We start from the raw sequence: 4471 nt of genomic DNA on the forward strand, positions 1-4471 counted from the left end.
TTATGACGAAAATCTATGAGGTAGTAATGTAACATCAAATTTTGGTCTTCTTTAAATTCATTTATAACTAAGTCGATCTCATCTTTTAAAGAAATTGCTTCATCAAGATCTCTTGCTCGAATTTTAAAGTACCATTCATTTAAAGTCTGAATCAATTGTTCATTCCTTTGTTCATTCCCTTTCACATGAACGTTCATATCTTTCTCCCCCATCATCCCATATCCCGTAAAATAATGGGAATATTCTCATAATAAAATAATAACAGAAAAGCAATCATGTATTTTATTAAAGTATATGTTTCAATATTATTCTGAATATTCTGAGTTCAGGTTTAAGACTGTAGTGTTGTGAAACTTTTGATTTATTTGACCAGAATAATATAAATTTATCCAATTATAGTATAACATTTACAAAGTTTTTACAAAATGCATTTTTACATTTCGCTAATATTGAATAAAGTGAAATATTAATAATGTATTTTTGTACTTTTTTTAGGTACAAATTCAAAAAGTGGAGCTTTTATCATATTTATTAATGTGCCTAGAATTTTATATGGATGGTGAGGAAATATGAATCATTATCAAATGTTATATAGTACTCCGTATCTTTACCCTTCACGAATGCTTAAACAAATGTATAACGAAACGAAGAAGGAAGAAAATGTTTGTGCTATACGAGATCATATGTTGCGCTATGAGGTTTATTTGGATCGGCAATACAAATTTTATTATTACTTAAGTCAAAAAATTGAAGAGGATCTATGTGGCGATGAACATGCTTTGTCCTGGAATGAGTTATTGGATGAATATCAACTGTATAGGGATCGTAAAGGGAATTTGTCTATTAAACCGAAAGGATGGGATTAACATGACAATCATTGGAGAGCTAGGGATTGTTTATGGTGTGACCGGAGCTTCAGTTTTAGGGATAAAATTACTAAAGAAGAAAGGTCTTTATCTTCCAGGTTGGTTGCTACGTGCGGGTCTCAAATGCTTGTTAATAGGGAGTGTTTGGTACGTTCTAATGGATATACTAGATGTATTTCTGCGTTAGTATTACATCTGGTAGTTGAAAATGATTATAATAGCGCATCTTAAACAGTATTTTCTAAGCTTCCATACAGGCTCAACTACCTTAAGGAGGTATGGAGGAAATGTTTTCACTTTTATTAATTCCAGCAACCTTTTTAACTGTGGCTTATTTTTATCAAAGTAAAGGAATGAGTGATAAGAAAAAAATTGCAACGTTTTTTGAAATTGCAAAGATATGCGTCCAACATAAAGGGGAATTACAATACCCCATTTTTATAAAAGAAGTAGAAGATGACATAAGTATGAATTATGTTTACAAGTTACCACTTGGTGTGCCTAGTCAACTTATCAAAAAGTTAGCCGAAGTCTTAGAAGAAGGGCTATATAAACCTGTTAAAATATCGTTCCGCCAAAGAGAGCTTCATATTCGTGTATTTAAGCAACAAATACCTGAAATATGGAATTGGTCTAAGGATTTGTTAAAAGAGCACACATGGAGAGTTATGATGGGGAAATCGTTAGATAAACACATATATCATGATTTCGAAAAAACACCGCATATGTGCGTTTCGGGTATGACACGGTTTGGAAAAACAGTATTCCTAAAAAATGTGATGACTAGTTTGATTTTGCAACAATCCCAACACGTGAAATTTTTTATTATTGACCTGAAGGAAGGATTAGAATTTAGCCCTTACAAGGATATCTCTCAAGTTGTAGAAGTAGCTGAAAATCCAGAACAGGCATTAGAAATGTTGATAAGGGTACGTGAAAAGATGGTAAAACAGATCGAAATGATGAAGAAGTCCTATTTTACCAATATCATAGATACATCAATTAAAGAACGCTGCTTTATCATAGTAGATGAAGGAGCAAATCTTTGTCCTACACAAGGATTATCTAAAAAACAACGGGATATATTATTTATGTGCCAGGAGATGTTATCTGAAATCGCAAGAATCGGGGGGGGGTTAGGATTCCGGCTTATATTTTGTACGCAATATCCAACCTCTGATACATTACCAAGGCAAATCAAGCAAAATGCTGATGCAAAGCTAGGTTTTCGATTACCAACGACGGTTGCGTCACAAGTTGCTTTAGATGAACCAGGTCTTGAGGATCTACCCTCCCTTCCAGGAAGAGCATTGTTTAAAACAGATCGTACAGAAGAAATTCAAGTACCTTATCTGAAGGATAAAGACATGTGGGGTTTACTGAAGCAATACAAGGTGGTGAAACGTAATGAGACATCAAACACTCAAACAGAAAGCGAGACAAATCGAGATTTTATCCACTTTGAGTAAGTTGGATTTTGCAACCAGGAGGCAATTACAAGCCATCCACTGTCTAGGGAGTATTCGAAATGCAAATCGTGTATTAAAGGATCTACATCCATATTGTCATATTACAAAAATGACTCGTGAACACGTATATTATTTAAACAAAAAGGGACGGGATTTATTAGGCATTACAAAGGAAGTAAAGAAAAGTAGTCAATTACAGCACATATTAATGCGGAACGAAAGCTGGATGTGGCTTGGATTTCCAGAATGGAAAACAGAAAAATCTATAGAGTTTTCAATTAATGGTCAACGGTATCAGATTATTCCTGACGCAACGTATTTTGAGGATAATGTCCCCCATTTCGTTGAAATAGATCGTATGCAACATATGAAGGTAAACGAACATAAGGTACAGTTATATGGCCATATAACAGATATCTATAAAAGACAGAATGCTATTGTTCCAGTAATCGTTTTTTTTACACTATCCGACTATCGACAATCCAAATTAGAACAATATGCTATAAAGCAAAATGTATTTATGAGAACATTTGTGATGGAAGATGTTTTTAGTTAATTCACGCCCAAAAGTCAGTAGAATCTACATTTTTTCCGGTTAACTTCCTTAAAGCTTTTATAATGCGATTTGAATTCTTAGTAGTCGGTGATACGCTGTCCAAACTACACAATCGACTTACAGTAGAACGAGTTACACCACTTTTTGAAGAGAGTTCTTCTTGTGTAATTTTGTGTCTATCTAAAAAACGCCCTAAAGCTGATCTAGGTTTAGAATACCAATTCATCAAATTCACTTCCTTATGTGTTTTACTTACAGTTTGTCCAATAATCCCATTTTTTAAAAGTCACTGAAAATAGGAATTTTATTTATAGTTGAGCATATTATTGAATAAGAAATAAAAATAATAAAATATGTAATAATTTTGTGGAATCTAGCATTCATAGTAATAGCTACAAGTTGCTGATACACTAGTCTAATGGCAACTTGTTGCAAAGTGTATTCCTACAAAATAAAAAGCTTGAATCCATTGATACAAAAGGGTTTGAGCTTTTCTTAATTTCTGAAGTAACGAAAACAAGTTTAATAAATTAAGAGATAGTAGATGGTTCAGTGGTCGAATTTCGAAGAATTATATATAATTTCACGTACCGTAAAGATAATAAAAAACATTTATTAGTTTTGACTAACATATGTATCTTTTTGTTTTTAATAGTTGTTACAATTTAAAATTTGAAAGGTTATGAACCTCAGTGGATAAAACATTGAATGTTCAAAATAAAAACAATATAATTATCTTAGTTGGATAAAATAGGGAAAACAAGACGGGCTATTTGATATGAGGAGGAAATGTGATGAGTGAAGTAGTTAATTTTAGTGTGGATCAGGATATGAATATTTTGGGGATTTTAGATAGGTTAAAATCTGGTGAAATAAAAGGAGATAAAACGTTATTTCTTTCATTTAAAGAAGCACATGATGAAGCATTGGAGTGTATTAAAAAGGCATCATTGGATGATTTGAAGAATAAAGTATATTCTTTAGCTGACTTTTTATTCCGTGCTACAAATACTATAAACATTTTCAAAGATGAATGCTATGAGTCACCTAGAGTCTTTACCGTTTGTCATTTAAGTAATTTAACAAACGTATGGAAAGCAATGAAAAATAATGATGAGGAAGAGATTAAAGACATATTAATTAGCATAATTAACGATGAGAAGACCAATGAATTATTTTTTCCTTTCTATCGTGAAATCGTCCTCATGATGTTTAAGTAATATATCGTTTTTTTATAAGGAGGATATATCTATGGTATGGCTAATTGGTGCTATTGGTGTTTTAACAGCGATTACACTCCTTGGTGTATTCATTACAGCATTTAGAATTTTTATAGGATCTAAGAAGTCACCTCAGTTAATAAAAACTTTTTTCACTCAAATTACAGCATATGTTATTTTAAGTTTTATACAAACTATCCTCATTTTCACTATAGAATATAATATTATCTCAGAGTATCTGAAGCTTTCTAGTAATATGCAATTGGCTATATTTTTCACATCTGTATTTATGATTATTTTGCGAGTTATATATAATAAGATAACAACAGGATATAATAAGAAATCGGGTAACCAATAAAA

General features: G+C 31.9%; 7 protein-coding genes and 1 pseudogene. 6 read left to right on the top strand and 2 right to left on the bottom strand.

Annotated features, from left to right (window positions below; all coding sequences use genetic code 11):
• A pseudogene (locus tag ACQGS6_RS23455) lies at nt 1-197 on the bottom strand (hypothetical protein); the annotation flags it as partial.
• Between the two features lie 372 nt (nt 198-569).
• Between ACQGS6_RS23455 and ACQGS6_RS23460 the strand changes: the two are divergent.
• From ACQGS6_RS23460 to ACQGS6_RS23475, 4 genes are all read left to right on the top strand, one after another.
• Entirely contained in the window at nt 570-866 is a 297-nt protein-coding gene (locus ACQGS6_RS23460; RefSeq protein WP_106103554.1) for a hypothetical protein, read from the top strand.
• 1 nt (nt 867) lies between these two features.
• Nucleotides 868-1053, top strand: a complete 186-nt coding sequence (locus ACQGS6_RS23465) for a hypothetical protein (protein WP_002107213.1) — start codon at nt 868-870, stop codon at nt 1051-1053.
• A 100-nt stretch (nt 1054-1153) separates the two neighbouring features.
• Complete coding sequence (locus tag ACQGS6_RS23470; RefSeq protein WP_426965688.1) at nt 1154-2335, top strand: FtsK/SpoIIIE domain-containing protein; 1182 nt, start codon at nt 1154-1156, stop codon at nt 2333-2335.
• Complete coding sequence (locus ACQGS6_RS23475; protein ID WP_426965690.1) at nt 2274-2891, top strand: replication-relaxation family protein; 618 nt, start codon at nt 2274-2276, stop codon at nt 2889-2891. Before ACQGS6_RS23470 ends, ACQGS6_RS23475 begins: the two co-directional genes overlap by 62 nt.
• A 1-nt stretch (nt 2892) precedes the next feature.
• On the opposite strand, the gene ACQGS6_RS23480 is transcribed toward ACQGS6_RS23475, so the two are convergent.
• Complete coding sequence (locus ACQGS6_RS23480) at nt 2893-3117, bottom strand: helix-turn-helix domain-containing protein (protein WP_044797601.1); 225 nt, start codon at nt 3115-3117, stop codon at nt 2893-2895.
• Nucleotides 3118-3685: 568 nt separating this feature from the next.
• Between ACQGS6_RS23480 and ACQGS6_RS23485 the strand changes: the two genes are divergently transcribed.
• Nucleotides 3686-4111 carry a hypothetical protein gene (locus ACQGS6_RS23485; protein ID WP_044797602.1) on the top strand — a complete coding sequence of 142 codons (426 nt, stop codon included), beginning with the start codon at nt 3686-3688 and terminating at the stop codon, nt 4109-4111.
• A gap of 31 nt (nt 4112-4142) precedes the next feature.
• The gene (locus tag ACQGS6_RS23490) at nt 4143-4469 is read left to right on the top strand and encodes a hypothetical protein (RefSeq protein WP_426965691.1); all 327 of its coding nucleotides are present in this window, start codon (nt 4143-4145) and stop codon (nt 4467-4469) included.
• Nucleotides 4470-4471: the final 2 nt, after the last annotated feature.

Origin of the sequence: Bacillus sp. GMs2/2 (assembly GCF_050172095.1) — a bacterium.
In the GTDB taxonomy this organism is placed as follows: domain Bacteria; phylum Bacillota; class Bacilli; order Bacillales; family Bacillaceae_G; genus Bacillus_A; species Bacillus_A cereus.